Origin of the sequence: Collinsella sp. AM42-18AC, assembly GCF_003467965.1 — a bacterium.
Lineage (GTDB): Bacteria > Actinomycetota > Coriobacteriia > Coriobacteriales > Coriobacteriaceae > Collinsella.
Map to the genome: position 1 here is coordinate 281,730 of NZ_QSFY01000001.1, position 15,319 is coordinate 297,048.

Here is a 15,319-nt window from a genome sequence, read left to right on the forward strand (position 1 = left end):
GCGGTTTTCGACAAAAAGAAGCCGCCCCATTAAGAGAAGCGGCTTCAAGCAAGTCTTTTTTAGCGTCCCTCAAGACCCAACGAGAACGCAGAAATGTAGCCCGGGGCTTACCCTTTCCCGAACGCGACCCTCGCGAAGCGCGTGAGCGAGCGGGAAAGGGTAAGCCCCGGGCGGACAATTAAGTGCGTTACTCGGCAGCGGCCTTGAACTTGTTGTAGTTGATCAGGCAGCCGGCCTTGACGATGGCACGCTCCTCTGCCGTCATATCGGCAATGTAGAGCTCAATCTGCTCAACCGTGCCGTCGGCGCGCACCACGTAGGCGGCGATGTCCTTCAGGTCGCCATCGAGCGCAGCACGGATACCCGGCACAAAGACGTAGTCGCCCACCTCAAAGTTGGGCTCGGCCTCCATCTGGAAGGGCACCATGCCCCAGTTCATCACGTTGGAGCGATAGCGCTTGGTGGCGTACTCGTGGACGATGTTGGCCAGGCCGCCGATCACGCGCTGGCAGCTCGCAGCCTGCTCGCGGGCAGAACCGTCACCGGGCTTCTTGGCATAGAGCATGGAGCCATACTCGGTCGCCTTGGCATCGGCCGCGACACCCGCGCCGGCCAGCGCCTCAAACACACCGGCAAGCTCGGCATTGAGCGCCGCCAGGTCGCCCGTGGCCTCGCCGGCCACGCGGCGCTTCTCCACGGCGTCGACCTCCTTGGAGCGACCCACGTAGGCCGGATCGCGGCGGCTCAGCGTAAACTCGGCCAGACCCAGCGGGTTGGAGCGGAAGGAACTCGTTTCGCCCGAGGGAATGAGCTCGTCGGTCGTGGTGACCGGGTCCATGATCTTGGAGCACACCTTAAGCAGGATGTCGTCGCCGAGCGGCTCCATCGCGGGCCACGGCTTGATGTTGGGACCCTCGACCAGCTCGTCTGCCGGCTCGGCCTTGCCAAAGCCCCAGTACACGCGCTTCTTGTAGGGAGCGTCGTCAAAGGTGTACTCGCAGGCCTCGTCCCAAGTCTCCTCGGGCAGGTCGGTCGCCGGCGTCAGGACGCCGCCGTTGGCAGCCGTCGCCGCGATGGAGCGGGCGTCCATCAGAGCCACAGCGCTCAGCTGGCCATTACCCGGCTTGGAACCCTCGCGGTTGGGGAAATTGCGCGTGGTGTGGCGGATGGACAGGCCGTTGTTGGCAGGCGTGTCGCCGGCGCCAAAGCACGGGCCGCAGAACGCCGTGCGCACGATCGCGCCGGCCTCCATAAGGTCGTAGATATAGCCGCGACGCGTGAGTTCGAGCGCCACGGGCTGGCTCGTGGGATAGACCGACAGCGAGAACTCGCCGCAGCCGGTGTTGGCGCCCTTGAGCACGCGGGCAGCCTGGACCACGGAGTCGTAGTTGCCGCCCGAGCAGCCGGCGATAACGCCCTGCTGCACGTGCAGTTTGCCGTCGACGATCTTGTCGAGCAGGCTAAAGTGCGTCTTACCCTCGCCGATCTTGGCGGCCTCGAGCTCCACCTCGTGCAGAATATCCTCGAGGTTCTCGTTGAGCTCGTCAATCTCAAAGCCGTTGGAAGGATGGAACGGCAGCGCGATCATGGGCTTGATGCTCGACAGATCGACCTCGACGCAGCCGTCGTAGTAGGCGACATCGGCGGGCTTGAGCTCGCGGTAGTCGTCGCCGCGGCCGTGCATGGTCAGGAATGCGTGAGTGTCCTCGTCGGTGGCCCAGATGGAGGAAAGGCAGGTGGTCTCGGTGGTCATGACGTCGACGCCGTTGCGGTAATCGGTCGTCATGCTCGCGATGCCGGGGCCCACAAACTCCATGACCTTGTTCTTAACGTAGCCCTTGGCAAAGACGGCGCGGATGATGGCAAGCGCAACGTCGTGCGGGCCGACGCCGGGACGCGGGGCGCCCGTGAGGTAGATGGCCACAACGCCGGGATAGGCGACGTCGTAGGTGTCGCGCAGCAGCTGCTTTGCCAGCTCGCCGCCGCCCTCGCCCACAGCCATGGTGCCCAGGGCGCCGTAGCGGGTGTGCGAGTCGGAGCCCAAGATCATCTTGCCGCAACCGGCGAAGTTCTCGCGCATAAAGGAGTGGATGACCGCGATGTGCGGCGGAACGAAGATGCCGCCGTACTTCTTGGCCGCGGAGAGGCCAAAGACGTGATCGTCCTCGTTGATAGTGCCGCCCACGGCGCACAGCGAGTTATGGCAGTTGGTGAGCACGTAGGGCAGCGGGAACTGCTCCATGCCCGAGGCACGCGCCGTCTGGATGATGCCGACGAAGGTGATATCGTGGCTCGCCATGGCGTCGAAGCGAATCTTGAGCGCCTCGGGGTCGCCGGACGTATTGTGTGCCTGAAGGATCGAATACGCGATGGTGCCACGTTTGGCATCCTCGGGCGTCTGCGTAATGCCGCGCTCAGCAGCCTCGGCCGCAGGCACAACCTCGCTGCCACGGCGCAGGTAGATGCCGTCCTCGTACAGCTTGACCATACTGTCTCCCACTCTGCCCAAACAATTTGGGCGCATAGCATACATTCGTTCAATATCGTGCCATAGAACGGTTGCGAGTGGGCTACGAATCTGCGCGTTCACTTTATCTCAGTAAAGCAAAGAACGAGTTGGGTGCCGGGGGCAGACTTAGACGCCGAAATGACGAGAGTGGATAATCTCCCACTTTGAGCCTGCAAACAGGCCAAAAACGGGAGATTATCCACTCTCATTCTGCGGGCACTCATTTAAGTCTGTCCCCAATGAGTGCCCGGCAGCGTCGGCGGAGCTATAGGTCGCTACCCGTACCTAGCAGCTTGCGCATGACTTGCTCGGGGTTGACCGAGCCGTCGCGCGGGGCCAGGGCGGTGATCTTCTTCTGCATCTTGTACTCGTGCAGCTCGTCCTCGAGCTGGCGCACGCGTGCGCGGAGTCTTTCGTTCTCGCGCTCGCGCTCCTCGGCACGCTCCTTCATATCGAGGATGCGCACCACGCCGGCAAGGTTGATGCCCTCGTCAGTCAGCTGGTTGATGAGCTCCAGGCGCTCGATATCGGCACGCGAATACAGACGCGTGTTGCCGCCCGAGCGCTGGGGGTTCACCAGGCCCTTGGACTCGTAGACGCGCAGAGTCTGCGGATGCATGCCGGTCAACTCGGCCGCCACGCTGATCATGTACAGCGGTTTATTCCTATTGTCCTCGGCCATGCTACCTGACCCCTTTCCGTCTCGTTATCGTCCATCATAAGCCCGCGGGCGCGGGTGTGCGCCACGACCGCCCTAGTACGTCGCCTTGTAACGGTTGACCTTCTCGCGATAATCGCGCGTGTCGACCTCGCGCAGCTTGGTCATGGCATCGCGCTCGTCATCGGATAGGTTCGTGGGGACCTGCACCTTGATCTCGACGAGCAGCGCGCCCGTACGGCCACGGTGCTTAACGTCGGGCGCCCCCATTTCCTTAAAGCGGAACTTCTTGCCCGTCTGGGTACCCGCGGGCACCTTCAGACGAACCGTCGCACCGCCGGGCGTGGGCACGTCCACCGTGCAGCCGAGCGCCGCCTCATAGACCGAGATCGGCACCTCCATGGTCACGTCGGCACCTTTACGCTTAAACAGCGGATGCTCCTCCACGTGCGTGGTCACGACCAGGTCGCCGCGCTCGCCGCCGGCAACGCCATACTCGCCGCGACGCTTGTAGCGCAGCTTGCCGCCATCCACGGCGCCCGCAGGCACCGAGACCGTAATGGTCTGCTGCTCGCCCGTCGAGGGAATACGGTAGGTGACCTTGTGCGTCACGCCGCGGAACGCGTCCTCGGCCGTCACGTCGACAGTCAGCGACAGGTCGCCGCCCTTGCGAGCACGGCTGCGGCCCGCGCCGGCACCGGCAGCACCCGCAGCCCCGGCAAAGCCCGAGCCCCAATCGCTGCCCCAGGCGCCGTTGCCGCTAAAGATGCTGTCGAAGATATCGCCCCAGCCGCTCGCACCGGCGCCGGCACCGTAGCCGCCGCCATACGCGCCGCCCGCGCCCGGCATGCCGCCGAACATGAGCATCTGGTCGTACTCTTTGCGCTTCTTCTCGTCCGAAAGCGTCTCGTAGGCCTCGCTGATCTCCTTGAACTTGGCCTCGTCGCCGCCGGCATCGGGGTGATATTTTTGCGCGAGCTTGCGAAACGCGCTCTTGATCTCTTTGTCGGAGGCGCTCTTGGATACGCCCAGGATGTCATAGAAGGTTTTGCCTGCAGCCATCGTAGCTCCTCTCCTGTTTCATCCGCCGCCCAGCGGGCGGCGGCTCATGCTTTCATATGGCACTAGGCCAGAAAGGGCCCCGGGTGTTGCCCCGGGGCCCTTCTCAATTACTCCTCGGTGCTCTCGGCCGTATCGGCCGTAGCATCCTCGGGCGCCGCTTCGGGCTCCGGTGCGGGGCGCTTCTCGCCACCGTAGGTCACCGTCACCATCGCGGAACGCAGGATGCGATCCGCCATGCGGTAGCCCTTCTGGTACACGTCGTTGACAGTCTCGTCGTACTGCGATGCGTCCTCGACACGCCCCACGGCCTGGTGCTCGAGCGGATCGAACGCCTCGCCCTTGGGGTCGATGGGCTCAACGCCCTCGTGCGCAAACACATCGAGCAGCTTGGCATGCACCGCATCGACGCCATCGACGAACTGCTTAAAGTCGTCGGAAAGCTCCTGGCTACGGGCATGGTCGATCGCACGCTCGATATCGTCAACCACCGGCAGCAGCGCAGTAACGAGCTTCTCGGTCGCGCGCTCGCGCTCGGCGATGCGCTCGTTGGCGGTGCGGCGACGGAAGTTCTCCCAGTCGGCCTGCAGACGGGCGGTGCGCTCGGTGGCGTCCTTCGCCTTGTCCTCGGCGGCCTTCTGAGCCTCTGCCGCAGCATCGAGCTCATTGCGCACGTCGGCAAGCTCCTTTTGGGCCTGCTCGAACTTAAGCTTAAAGTCGTTGTCGGCGGCTTCCTCACCGGCGCGGATAGCGGCTTCCACCATCTCGTCCTCGGTCATCGTCGCCTCCTTGTTGGAATCCTCTACCTGGTTCTCGGCAGCCTCGGCGGCCTCGGCCTCGTTGGCCTCGGTATCGTCGACGGCCTCTACGGGAATCTTCACGTCCTTCTCCTCAGAGTCAACGGGGGCGGCGCCAGCGGCGGCCGCCTCCGTGCGAGCTTTACGGGCGGACATGATTACTTGTCCTCGTCGTCCACAACCTCGTAGTCGGCGTCGACAACGTCATCGTCGGCAGGCTGGGCACCGGCGGCGCCGTCGGTCTGCTGCTGAGCGTCGGCGTAGACAACCTGAGCCAGCTCGTAGGCTACGGACTGCAGGGATTCGCCAGCGGCCTTGATGGCCTCGACGTCAGAGCCCTCGAGCGCCTTCTTGGCGTCGGCGATAGCGGCCTCGGCCTTGGACTTTACATCGGCGGAAACCTTGTCGCCCAGCTCGTTGAGGGTCTGCTCGGTGGAGTAGCACAGGCTGTCGGTCTGGTTGCGGACCTCGACCTCTTCCTTCTGCTTCTTGTCCTCCTCGGCATGAGCCTCGGCGTCCTTGACCATGCGATCGACTTCGTCGTCGGAAAGCGCGGTGGAGCCGGAAATGGTGATCTGCTGCTCCTTGCCGGTGCCCTTGTCCTTAGCAGAGACCTTGACGATGCCGTTGGCGTCGATGTCGAAGGTGACCTCGATCTGCGGCACACCGCGGCGGGCAGCCGGGATACCGGTCAGCTGGAACTTACCGAGCGACTTGTTATCGCGGGCAAGCTCGCGCTCGCCCTGGAGCACGTTGATCTCGACGCTGGTCTGGTTGTCGGCAGCGGTGGAGTAGACCTCGGTCTTGGAGGTCGGGATCGTGGTGTTGCGGTCGATCATCTTGGTCATGATGCCGCCCATGGTCTCGACGCCCAGCGACAGCGGGGTAACGTCGAGCAGCAGGATGCCCTCGACGTCGCCGGTGAGCACGCCGCCCTGGACGGCAGCGCCGTCGGCAACGACCTCGTCGGGGTTCACGGACATGTTGGGCTGCTTGCCGGTCATGGTCTTGACCAGATCCTGGACGGCGGGCATACGGGTGGAGCCGCCGACGAGGATGACCTCGGTCAGATCGGAGAGCTTAAGCTTGGCGTCGCGCAGGGCGTTGGTGACAGGCTGCTTGCAGCGCTCGAGCAGGTCGCGGGTGATCTTCTCGAACTCTGCGCGGGTCAGCGTGTAGTTGAGGTGCAGCGGGCCAGACTGGTTCATGGTGATGAACGGCAGGTTGATGGTGGACTGCTGGGCTGCGGAGAGCTCCTTCTTGGCGTTCTCGGCGGCCTCCTTCAGACGCTGCAGGGCCATGGGGTCCTGACGCAGGTCGACACCGTTCTCCTGCTGGAACTTATCGGCCATCCAGTCGATGACGCGCTGATCCCAGTCGTCGCCGCCCAGGTGGTTGTCGCCCGAGGTGGACAGAACCTCAAACACGCCGTCAGCGAGGTCGAGGATGGAGACGTCGAAGGTGCCGCCGCCCAGGTCGAAGACCAGAATGCGCTGGTCGGTGCCCTGCTTGTCCAGGCCATAGGCCAGAGCAGCAGCGGTCGGCTCGTTGACGATACGCTTGACGTTGAGGCCGGCGATCTTACCGGCGTCCTTGGTGGCCTGACGCTGGGCGTCGTTGAAGTAGGCCGGGACGGTGATGACGGCGTCGGTGACGGTCTCGCCCAGATACTTCTCGGCGTCGGCCTTCATCTTTGCGAGCGTCATGGCGCTCACCTGCTCGGCGGTGTAATCCTTGCCCTCGATATCGACGACGGCACGGCCACCCTGGCCCTCCTTGACCTCATACGGCACGGTCTTGATCTCAGAGGTGCACTCGGAGTACTTGCGGCCCATGAAGCGCTTGATGGAGAACACGGTGTTCTTGGGGTTGGTGACGGCCTGGTTCTTAGCGGCCTTACCCACGACGCGGTCGCCGTCGGCACGGAAGCCCACGACGGACGGGGTGGTGCGGTCGCCCTCGGCGTTCACGATAATGGTCGGAGAACCGCCCTCGAGGACGGCCATAGCGGAGTTAGTAGTACCAAGGTCGATACCAAGAATCTTACTCATTAGAAATTCCCTCTCTCTTTTGCGTTCGCGCCGCCTCGACGGTCTGTCGCGCGGCGCTTCGGCTTGTCTTTCAGGATGTAGTGTATCCCCTTATGGGCCGGAATATACAAAATCTAAGTCAATTCATATAAGATTTCTTATCTCTGAGAGTTTAGGTTCTCAAATGCGCAGGTAGAAGCGCTATTTGAGTTCTCGGCAAATCTACTGAGATCTATGTAGAGATGACTGAGGTTTGGGCTTGGGAGCGCACATGGCGGCCCCGGGCTTCCCTGGGGAAAGCTCGACCCGTTTCTCGGCTAAATAACGGGATGCGCTTTCCGCAAGCACGCTCAATCGCCCTATATTTCAAGTCACCTGTAGCTAACATTTGCGCAGCTCAACGGCCTCACCTGCATGTTTTTTAGTAAGCCGTGGCATACTCGGCGAACGGTATGAAGATGCCGGTCAGAGGGTATTGCAAACGGTCGCTCCCGTGGTATGTTTTTGCCCGAATCAAACCGACGCGCATCGCCTGTAGCGTCGGTCAACAGAGAGGAAACTACCATGGCTCATCCCGTAATTGATGCCGACGAGTGCATCGCTTGTGGCGTTTGCGTCGACTCCTGCCCCGCTGGCGTTCTGGAGCTCCAGGACGTCGCTACCGTCGCTGACGAGGATTCCTGCGTCGCCTGTGGCGCTTGCCAGGACGCTTGCCCCGCCGGCGCGATCACCGAGATCGTCGAGGAGTAACAGCTCCCCCACCTGCACACTCAAAAGTACACCGTGCACAAAAAGGAGGCCTCCGCATCGCCGCGGAGGCCTCCTTTTTTGTGCGGATAACTAATTTGGCACCGTCGCAGGTTGAGCTCACGTCAGCGAAAACGCCCCTAAGCGAGCAAGGTGACGTGAAAGAGGAGGGAAGCGTACTTTGGTACGCGACCGACGATTGAACGTCAGATTGCCGCTTAGGAGCGTTTGCAGCGTCGGCTAAGAGAGATCGTCCTCGTAGGGCATTAAATCGGCAAGGTAGCCCTTCTCCTTGAGCATGGCCTCGATCTCGTCGAGAGTTTGCTCGTCATCTGCCGCAATGCGATGGAAGTGATAGCCACTCGTCACCGTTAATAGTGGAAAGCTCTTGCCGCTCTCGATATCGTGCAGGTAGCGCTCAACATCGCGACGATTGCGGATGTCCAGGTCGGCTGTGATCTTACCGTACACGCGGTGGTTGACGATCACGTTGAGCACGGCGCCGCCCGCGTCGACGATGCTCGTGAGCTCATCGCCCGCCTGATCCACGCCGTGGCGTACCTTGACCAGACGCGTGGGCACAGCCGGGCTGCTCGCTGCCTCCTGTAGCACATAGCCGCGATTGGTGGCGACAATATCGTGCCCGTCGGCGCGCAGCAGGGCGATGTCCTGCACCACAACCTGACGGCTCACGCCCACCTCGCGGGCAAGCGCACTGCCCGAGACAGGATCTTTGGCTTCCTCGAGCACGGCCATGATGGAACGGCGACGCTCGCGGGCGTCCATTATTTACCGTCCAGTAGACGCAGGTGCTTAAGCGAGAGGTCGAGGATCGGCGCAGAGTGCGTCAGAGCGCCCGAACTAATATAGTCAACACCCAGGTCGGCCAGGGCGCGAATGTTGTCGGCGTCTACGTTGCCCGAGCACTCGGTCTTGGCACGACCGGCGATAAGCTCAATCGCAGTAGCCATGTCATCGTGGGTCATGTTGTCGAACATGATGATGTCGGCACCGGCCTCCACGGCCTCGCGTACCATGTCCAGGTTCTCGCACTCAATCTCGACCGTCGTGGTAAACGACGCATGGGCGCGCGCCACCTCAATCGCGCGCGCCACGCCACCGGCGGCGTCGATGTGGTTGTCCTTGAGCATGACAGCCGTCGACAGGTTATAGCGGTGGTTGCTGCCACCGCCGATCTCGACTGCGGCCCTCTCAAAGACGCGCATGCCCGGCGTGGTCTTGCGCGTGTCGACAAGCACGGTCTTGGTGCCCTCGAGCGCAGCCGCCATCCGATGCGTGTAAGTAGCGATGCCGCTCATGCGCTGCAGGTAGTTGAGCGCCACGCGCTCGCCCGAAAGCAGTACGCGCGCATCGCCGCGCACCTGGCCCACGTGGTCGCCGGCGTGCACCTCGTCGCCGTCCGCGACATCTAACAACACAGAGCTCTGCGGATCCAGCAGCTCAAAGGTGCGAGCGAACACATCCAAGCCCGCGATGATGCCATCGGCCTTGGCGATAAGCTCCACCGTGGCGGGACGCGCCGTGGGACACACGCTCGCCGTGCTCACGTCCTCAAAGGTAATGTCCTCGCGCAGAGCCTGCAGAATCAGATCATCGACGACGAGCTTCATGGTAATGGGATTCATGGTCTACTCCTCCACGGCCTGCGTGCCGGCGGCACGGGCCAAATCATCGATTGCAAGGGTATCGGCACTCAGGGCGCGGTGACGCCCGTCAAGCGCGGGCTCACCGGCCTGCTCCACGGCCAGTGACTCGCCGGCACGCATGTACCACGCGGCGCGACGACCCCAGACCAGCGCCTCGAGCAGGCTGTTCGATGCAAGGCGGTTCTTGCCGTGTACGCCATTGCAAGCCGTCTCGCCGGCGGCGTAGAGCTCGGGCATCGAGGTGCGGCCGTCCTTGTCGACCCACACGCCGCCCATAAAGTAGTGCTGCGTGGGTGTGACGGGAATGGGCTCGTCCAAGATGTCGCGGCCGTCCTCCAGACAGCGCGCGCGGATGTTGGCAAAGTGCCCGGTCACCACGTCGCGCTCGACGGGGGCAAAGCTCAGCCACTCGTGCTCGACGCCGTCCCGCTTCATCTGCTCGCGGATGGCGGCAGCGACCACATCGCGCGGCTGGAGCTCATCGGTAAAGCGCTCGCCGGCGGCGTTGAGCAAAATCGCGCCCTCGCCGCGGCAGCTCTCGCTGATCAAGAAGGTGCGGCCCGGCTGCGGCGAGAACAGTCCCGTGGGATGAATCTGCACGTAGTCCAGGTGCTCCATCGTGATGCCGTGCTCCTGCGCGATGTAGCAGGCGTCACCGGTGAGCTGCGGGTAGTTGGTCGAGTGGTCGTATACGCCGCCGATGCCGCCCGTTGCCCACAGCGTATGGCGGGCATGGATCTTAAAGGGCTCGCCGGCATGCACGTCCTCAGCGGCATTTGTCAGCTCGTCGGCGGGGCGAGCTGAATCGTCCTCGTCCACGGAAACGGCGACGACGCCGGTGCACGCCGTGGCGCCATCGCGCTCGGCAGTCAGGATATCGGTCATGGCAACGTGTTCGAGAATCTGCACGTTGTCCAGCTTGCGGACAGCCTGGAGCAGTTTGGTCGTAATCTCCTTGCCCGTAATATCGGCATGGAAGGCGATGCGCGGGCGGCTGTGCGCGCCCTCGCGGGTAAAGTCGAGGCTGCCGTCGGCCTTGCGCTCAAAGTCCACGCCCATGGCCAGCAGGTCGTTGATGACCGAACGGCTCGAGCGAATCATGATGTCAACACTCTCGCGGCGGTTCTCGTAATGGCCGGCGTGCATGGTGTCCTCAAAGAAGGCATCGTAGTCAGAGCCTTCGGGCAGCACGCAGATACCGCCCTGCGCGAGCATCGAATCGCACTCGTCGACGGCGCCCTTGGAGAGCATGATTACGCGCGTGCTCGTCGGCAGATTGAGAGCCGCATACAGGCCCGCCACGCCGCAACCGGCAATGACGACATCGCACTCCATATCGGGGTATTGTTTGGTTTCCACAGGAATCCTCTCCCTTGTAATGTGACATAAGGGATGGTCCCTCATGTCACATTGGCTTAGCGCGCCGCGTACTCGAGCATGCGGTCGAGCGTGAGCTTGGCCTGATCGGCGGCCTCGTCCGACACGCCAATCCGCACCTCGCCCTCGCCCGTCTCCAGGCAGCGCACGAGCTTTTCGAGCGTGATGAGATCCATGTTGACGCAGGTGGGCTGCACCGCAGGGAAGTAGAACTTCTTGCCGGTGCCCTGGCAGCGGCGCTCAAGTTCGTAGAGCACGCCGCGGACCGTCACGATGATGAACTCGCTCGCGTCCGACTCCTCGGCATACTTGATGATGCCGGCAGTAGACCCGATGTAGTCGGCCTCAGCCAGGACGTCGGCCTTGCACTCGGGGTGCGCTAGCACGAGCGCGTCGGGGTGCGCCTCCTGCGCGTCGACGATCTGCTCGACGGTGATGATGTGATGACGCGGGCAGTAGCCGTTGTTGAGAATGACGTGCTTTTGGGGCACCTGCTCGGCCACAAAGCGGCCCAGGTTCTGGTCGGGAATGAACAAGATGTGCTGCTGCGGCAGCTCGGACACGATCTTGACGGCGTTAGAGCTGGTAACGCACACGTCACTCCAGCTCTTGATCTCGACCGTCGAGTTGACGTAGCAGACGACAGCTAGGTCGTCGCCATACTCGGCGCGCGCCGCGTCGACCGTCTCGCGCTTGACCATGTGCGCCATGGGACAGTCCGCGCCCGGCTCGGGCAGCAGCACGGTCTTGGTGGGGTTGAGCAGCTTGGCGCTCTCGCCCATAAACTCCACGCCGCACAGCACGATAGTCTGCTGCGGCAGGCTCTTGGCGAGCTTTGCCAGGTAGAAGCTGTCGCCGACGTAATCGGCAACGGCTTGGACCTCGGGCGCCACATAGTAGTGCGCCAGGATCACCGCGTCACGTTGGGTTTTTAGTTGCTGAATGGCCTCGACGAGCTCTGCGGGCACCAGTGCCGCGCGCTCCGTTGCCGTCGTTGCCGATGCTAGGCCGGCCGCGATATCGCGTGCAAGCTCCGACGCATCCATGTTCGCGCTCTGTGCCATCAAGGCCCCTCTCTTTTGGCGAATCTTGGGGCTTTAGTATGACACCTGGCTTTACAGCTGACAAGACAGCTGTAAAGCCAGGTGTAAAGTTGGAATAAAGATTCAATCATGGGGCGGGTCCATTTTCGAACTGGCAAGCTGAGGATAGTCGAAAATGGACCCGCCCCAAGATTCGAGCGGCCCGCATTGTCCTGGACCAAGGGGCGGTGGTCAAAAAAGGCCAAATATGAGTACTGTCACCAAATTGGTAGCATCGATTTTCCGGTCCAGAGCAGCAAAATCGCCTTGTTTGGAGCCCGATCACGACTCTGAAGGACGAAAATCGATGCACTTTTGGCCGCTGGCACCGATTTTGGAGGCCATTTGGCTGCCACTAAACTGGTAACAGTACTCATATTTGGCCTTTTTTGACCACCGGGTTTCCGGCAAACCCCAAAAGCGGGGCCGGATCGCTCGATCCGGACCCGCTGGGGGTAGCGAGCACAATCGAGGTGTAAGAAGCAAGAGAGGGCCATCGCCTAGAATCGTCAGCGCCTAGATATTCAACGAGAGGAAAGACAGTGGTCCGCAGCGACATGCTACCCCAGCCGGACCGGGGGCTCGGCCTCGACCGGCCCCAGACCGAGGCATTTCACCGACGAGTTCAAGAGGAAGATAGTCGATCTCCACAACGCCGGAAAGCCCAGGCGCGAGGCCATGGACGAGTGCGACCTCGACAAGAGCACCGTGGAGAGGCGGGTCAAGTCGATAAACGAGACCGGCTCGCCGCGCGCCGCCGACAACCGCACGCCCGAGTAGAACCGGATCCTGGAGCCCGAGCGCGAGAACCGCAGGCTCCGGATGGAGGTCGACGTCTTAAGACGAGCGGCGCCAGCATACGCTCGGAAGTCAGGGCCATGGCGGCCAACGGGGGGGCCGCTGCCCCATATCGGCGCAGCGCTGGCATCGAGGCCTTCTGACCTGTGTCAAGATTTCGGACACGCAAGCTCGAGGAATCAAGCGGCCATAGGCATGGCCTCGGGCTTGGGCTCGGTTCTCTCGAAGAAGGCCGCCATGGCCTCGGCCGGCACCTTGTAGCCGATCGTCGAGCGGGGCCTTCGGCGGTTGTAGTACGCCTCGATGAACTCGACCACCGCGTGCTTGGCGGAATCCCTGGTCGGGAAGCTGCGCCTGTAGTACATCTCGTTCTTCAGCGTGGCGAGGAACGACTCAGCCACCGCGTTGTCGTGGCAGTTGCCGGTGCGGCTGCAGGACAGCCGCACGTCGTTGTCGCGCGCCCATTCGGCCAGAAGCCTGCTGGTGTACTGGGCGCCGCGGTCGGCGTGGAATATCGCGTTGCCGGCCACGTAGCCGCGCGATTTGGCCGACGCCAGCGCCGAAACCACGATGTCGGCGGTCATGCGCTCGGAGAGCGACCAGCCCACCACCATGCGGGTGTTGAGGTCGATGACCGTCGACAGGTACAGCCATCCCTCGCCGGTGCGCAGGTAGGTGATGTCGCCCACGAGCTTGTAGGTTGGAACGGGACTGGTGAAGTCGCGGCTCACCAGGCCGGGCCGGGGCCTGGCCTTCGGGTCGGGGATGGTGGTGCGCTTCCTGGCGTTGGGCGTGCAGCCGCGTATTCCCAGCTCGTGCATCAGCTTGCGCACCCTGTACAGGGTCAATCCGGAGAACTCGCCGGGCAGGAAGCATTTCACGAACCGGAAGCCGAACCTGCGGTCCGACTCCAGCCACACGCGCCGGACCGCCTCGCGCTCGGCCGACCAGTTTTCTCGCGGGCAGCCGTTGGAGAGCCACGAGTAGAAGCCCGATCGGCTCACGCCGAGCACGCGGGCCATCATTTTCACCGGGAATTCGGCCTTCTCCGCCAACATCATCCGGTAGCATGCGGCTACGCCTGGCTTTTGGCGAAGAAGGCCGCGGCTTTTTTCAAGAAGGCGTTCTCCATCTCGAGCTCGCGTATGCGCCTTTTCGCCTCGCGAAGCTCGCGGTCCTCGGCCTTGGGGTCGGGCCCGCCGGCAAGCTCGCGCCGGCGGTTCTGCACCCACTTGTTCACGGTCTTGGAATTCAGGCCCAGTTCTGCGCAGCATTCCGTTATCGGCCTGCCCGTCGAGATGATGTAGTCGGCGGTCTCGCGCCTGAACTCGTCGGTGTACTTGGCGGCTGGGTTGGACATAGCATACCGTCCTCTCGGTCGTCGATGAATGCATTCTAAAGGATTGGGCCTCTAGCATGCGTGTCCGAAAAGACGATACAGGTCAGACAACCCAATAAGACGTCGTCTCGAGCGCGTCCTCTGCACGGTCGAGCGTGCTTCTGGCCTTGGCACCCTGTTTGAACCACGAGCGCAGGTCCTCGAGCGTGCTGCCCGCTGCATACACCTTGATTTTGCGACCGCCTTTCGTGGTCACCGTGCAACGGTCGCCGCTCTCGCTGTTCTCGTGCGCCGTGACCTTCTTGAGGTAATCGCGACGGAACGCCACGACGCGGGCATTGCTGATCTCGATGAACCAATCGTCGTCGACAAGCGAAGTGCCCGTGGCACCTCGACTTGCCATCTCCTCGGCGAAGGAGAAACCGAGTTCGCGCTCCTGCCTGCCGATCTCGTAGATACCACGGGCGGGCATGCTGAGCATAAGCAGGGGCAGGAGTCCCCCTATGAACAGGAAGAGGAACGGAACGAGCAAGAGCAAGCGGGCTCCGGCATCGGTGAAAACAGCCATGAAGGCGATCACGAGCGAGAAGACGAGCGCCATGCCGTTGAAAACAATCGTCAACGGCTTGACGGCAGACCAACACAGGCCCGCCTTGGTCATGGGACCGTCGACGGCGTCCGAGACTTCGATGCCCTCTTCCTCCAGACGGGCGAGGAGGTTGAGCGAGCACACCCCCTCGAGGCTTATCGAGCAGAACTTTCGATCGCCCTCGAACAGGTCGATCCTCATCATCTGCGTGTGAAGCGTTGCATGGGTGATGTTGCCGAACGTCGTCTCCTTGCGGATGCCGAAGGCGTTACGCGAGAGAATTCGTTCACCGTCCACGTCGATGCGCGGGATGCTCAGCAGGGCCCAGATGGCCATGCCCGCAAGTGCCATGGCGTGGCCGAACCACACAAGCTCGTGGCCCCACTCGCCCAGCGAAACGCCCTGCCAGACGTAAACACCCAACATGAGCAGCTCGAACGCGACCGCGCAGCAGGCGATGATCGTGCGGATGGCAGCGGGCACGCGCACCGTGAAGCGATCGAGGCTGTCCGTCGCCTCACTGCGCTCACGCGCGCCGCGACGGGCGACCCATGCAGTGAGCGGACCGACGATGAACACCACCATCGCCACGCGCAGGAACGATTCGAGTATGTCGCCCATATTAACCACCATCCCAATAGAAAACGTGAATTTGGGAGACTATAGC

The 15,319-nt window shown here is 62.6% G+C and carries 12 protein-coding genes and 1 pseudogene; 1 reads left to right on the forward strand and 12 read right to left on the reverse strand.

Features of this window, described 5'->3' with window-relative positions:
• Positions 1 to 187: 187 nt before the first annotated feature.
• From DW913_RS01145 to dnaK, 5 genes are all read right to left on the reverse strand, one after another.
• Positions 188 to 2,488 (reverse strand): hydratase, encoded by a 2,301-nt coding sequence (locus DW913_RS01145; protein WP_117797289.1) that lies wholly within the window; start codon positions 2,486 to 2,488, stop codon positions 188 to 190.
• A 286-nt stretch (positions 2,489 to 2,774) separates the two neighbouring features.
• Positions 2,775 to 3,191: a heat shock protein transcriptional repressor HspR gene (locus DW913_RS01150; RefSeq protein ID WP_117797291.1), complete on the reverse strand. Its 417-nt coding sequence runs from the start codon at positions 3,189 to 3,191 to the stop codon at positions 2,775 to 2,777.
• A gap of 72 nt (positions 3,192 to 3,263) precedes the next feature.
• Positions 3,264 to 4,229 (reverse strand): DnaJ C-terminal domain-containing protein, encoded by a 966-nt coding sequence (locus DW913_RS01155; protein ID WP_117790316.1) that lies wholly within the window; start codon positions 4,227 to 4,229, stop codon positions 3,264 to 3,266.
• 107 nt (positions 4,230 to 4,336) lie between these two features.
• Positions 4,337 to 5,179 carry a nucleotide exchange factor GrpE gene (locus DW913_RS01160; protein ID WP_117797293.1) on the reverse strand — a complete coding sequence of 281 codons (843 nt, stop codon included), beginning with the start codon at positions 5,177 to 5,179 and terminating at the stop codon, positions 4,337 to 4,339.
• 2 nt (positions 5,180 to 5,181) lie between these two features.
• Entirely contained in the window at positions 5,182 to 7,074 is a 1,893-nt protein-coding gene (gene dnaK, locus DW913_RS01165; RefSeq protein ID WP_117564548.1) for a molecular chaperone DnaK, read from the reverse strand.
• A gap of 543 nt (positions 7,075 to 7,617) precedes the next feature.
• On the opposite strand from dnaK, the gene DW913_RS01170 reads away from it, so the two are divergent.
• The gene (locus DW913_RS01170) at positions 7,618 to 7,803 is read left to right on the forward strand and encodes a DUF362 domain-containing protein (protein ID WP_006235216.1); all 186 of its coding nucleotides are present in this window, start codon (positions 7,618 to 7,620) and stop codon (positions 7,801 to 7,803) included.
• A 237-nt stretch (positions 7,804 to 8,040) separates the two neighbouring features.
• Here the strand turns inward: DW913_RS01170 and DW913_RS01175 are convergent, their stop codons facing one another.
• The 7 genes and pseudogenes from DW913_RS01175 to DW913_RS01205 form a co-directional block, all read right to left on the reverse strand.
• Positions 8,041 to 8,586, reverse strand: a complete 546-nt coding sequence (locus DW913_RS01175; RefSeq protein WP_117797295.1) for a transcription repressor NadR — start codon at positions 8,584 to 8,586, stop codon at positions 8,041 to 8,043.
• Positions 8,586 to 9,446 carry a carboxylating nicotinate-nucleotide diphosphorylase gene (gene nadC / locus DW913_RS01180; protein WP_117797296.1) on the reverse strand — a complete coding sequence of 287 codons (861 nt, stop codon included), beginning with the start codon at positions 9,444 to 9,446 and terminating at the stop codon, positions 8,586 to 8,588. The genes DW913_RS01175 and nadC overlap by 1 nt, the downstream gene beginning before the upstream one ends.
• Positions 9,447 to 9,449: 3 nt before the next feature.
• The gene (locus DW913_RS01185; protein ID WP_233541965.1) at positions 9,450 to 10,826 is read right to left on the reverse strand and encodes an L-aspartate oxidase; all 1,377 of its coding nucleotides are present in this window, start codon (positions 10,824 to 10,826) and stop codon (positions 9,450 to 9,452) included.
• A 56-nt stretch (positions 10,827 to 10,882) separates the two neighbouring features.
• Positions 10,883 to 11,908, reverse strand: a complete 1,026-nt coding sequence (gene nadA, locus DW913_RS01190; RefSeq protein WP_117797300.1) for a quinolinate synthase NadA — start codon at positions 11,906 to 11,908, stop codon at positions 10,883 to 10,885.
• 995 nt (positions 11,909 to 12,903) lie between these two features.
• Positions 12,904 to 13,956, reverse strand: a complete 1,053-nt coding sequence (locus tag DW913_RS01200) for an IS3 family transposase (RefSeq protein WP_158566167.1) — start codon at positions 13,954 to 13,956, stop codon at positions 12,904 to 12,906.
• Positions 13,857 to 14,084 (reverse strand): annotated as a pseudogene (locus DW913_RS10110) (transposase); the annotation flags it as partial. The pseudogene DW913_RS10110 and the gene DW913_RS01200, both read right to left, overlap by 100 nt.
• Before the next feature lie 82 nt (positions 14,085 to 14,166).
• Positions 14,167 to 15,273, reverse strand: coding sequence for a hypothetical protein (locus DW913_RS01205; RefSeq protein ID WP_233541966.1), 1,107 nt, complete (start codon positions 15,271 to 15,273; stop codon positions 14,167 to 14,169).
• Between the last annotated feature and the right edge of the window lie 46 nt (positions 15,274 to 15,319).

Excerpts from the sequence above, each read along its gene's own strand:
- DW913_RS01145 (WP_117797289.1), bottom strand. The coding sequence starts at position 2,488 with ATGGTCAAGCTGTACGAGGACGGCATCTACCTGCGCCGTGGCAGCGAG.
- DW913_RS01150 (WP_117797291.1), bottom strand. The coding sequence starts at position 3,191 with ATGGCCGAGGACAATAGGAATAAACCGCTGTACATGATCAGCGTGGCG.
- DW913_RS01155 (WP_117790316.1), bottom strand. The coding sequence starts at position 4,229 with ATGGCTGCAGGCAAAACCTTCTATGACATCCTGGGCGTATCCAAGAGC.
- DW913_RS01160 (WP_117797293.1), bottom strand. The coding sequence starts at position 5,179 with ATGTCCGCCCGTAAAGCTCGCACGGAGGCGGCCGCCGCTGGCGCCGCC.
- dnaK (WP_117564548.1), bottom strand. The coding sequence starts at position 7,074 with ATGAGTAAGATTCTTGGTATCGACCTTGGTACTACTAACTCCGCTATG.
- DW913_RS01170 (WP_006235216.1), top strand. The coding sequence starts at position 7,618 with ATGGCTCATCCCGTAATTGATGCCGACGAGTGCATCGCTTGTGGCGTT.
- DW913_RS01175 (WP_117797295.1), bottom strand. The coding sequence starts at position 8,586 with ATGGACGCCCGCGAGCGTCGCCGTTCCATCATGGCCGTGCTCGAGGAA.
- nadC (WP_117797296.1), bottom strand. The coding sequence starts at position 9,446 with ATGAATCCCATTACCATGAAGCTCGTCGTCGATGATCTGATTCTGCAG.
- nadA (WP_117797300.1), bottom strand. The coding sequence starts at position 11,908 with ATGGCACAGAGCGCGAACATGGATGCGTCGGAGCTTGCACGCGATATC.
- DW913_RS01205 (WP_233541966.1), bottom strand. The coding sequence starts at position 15,273 with ATGGGCGACATACTCGAATCGTTCCTGCGCGTGGCGATGGTGGTGTTC.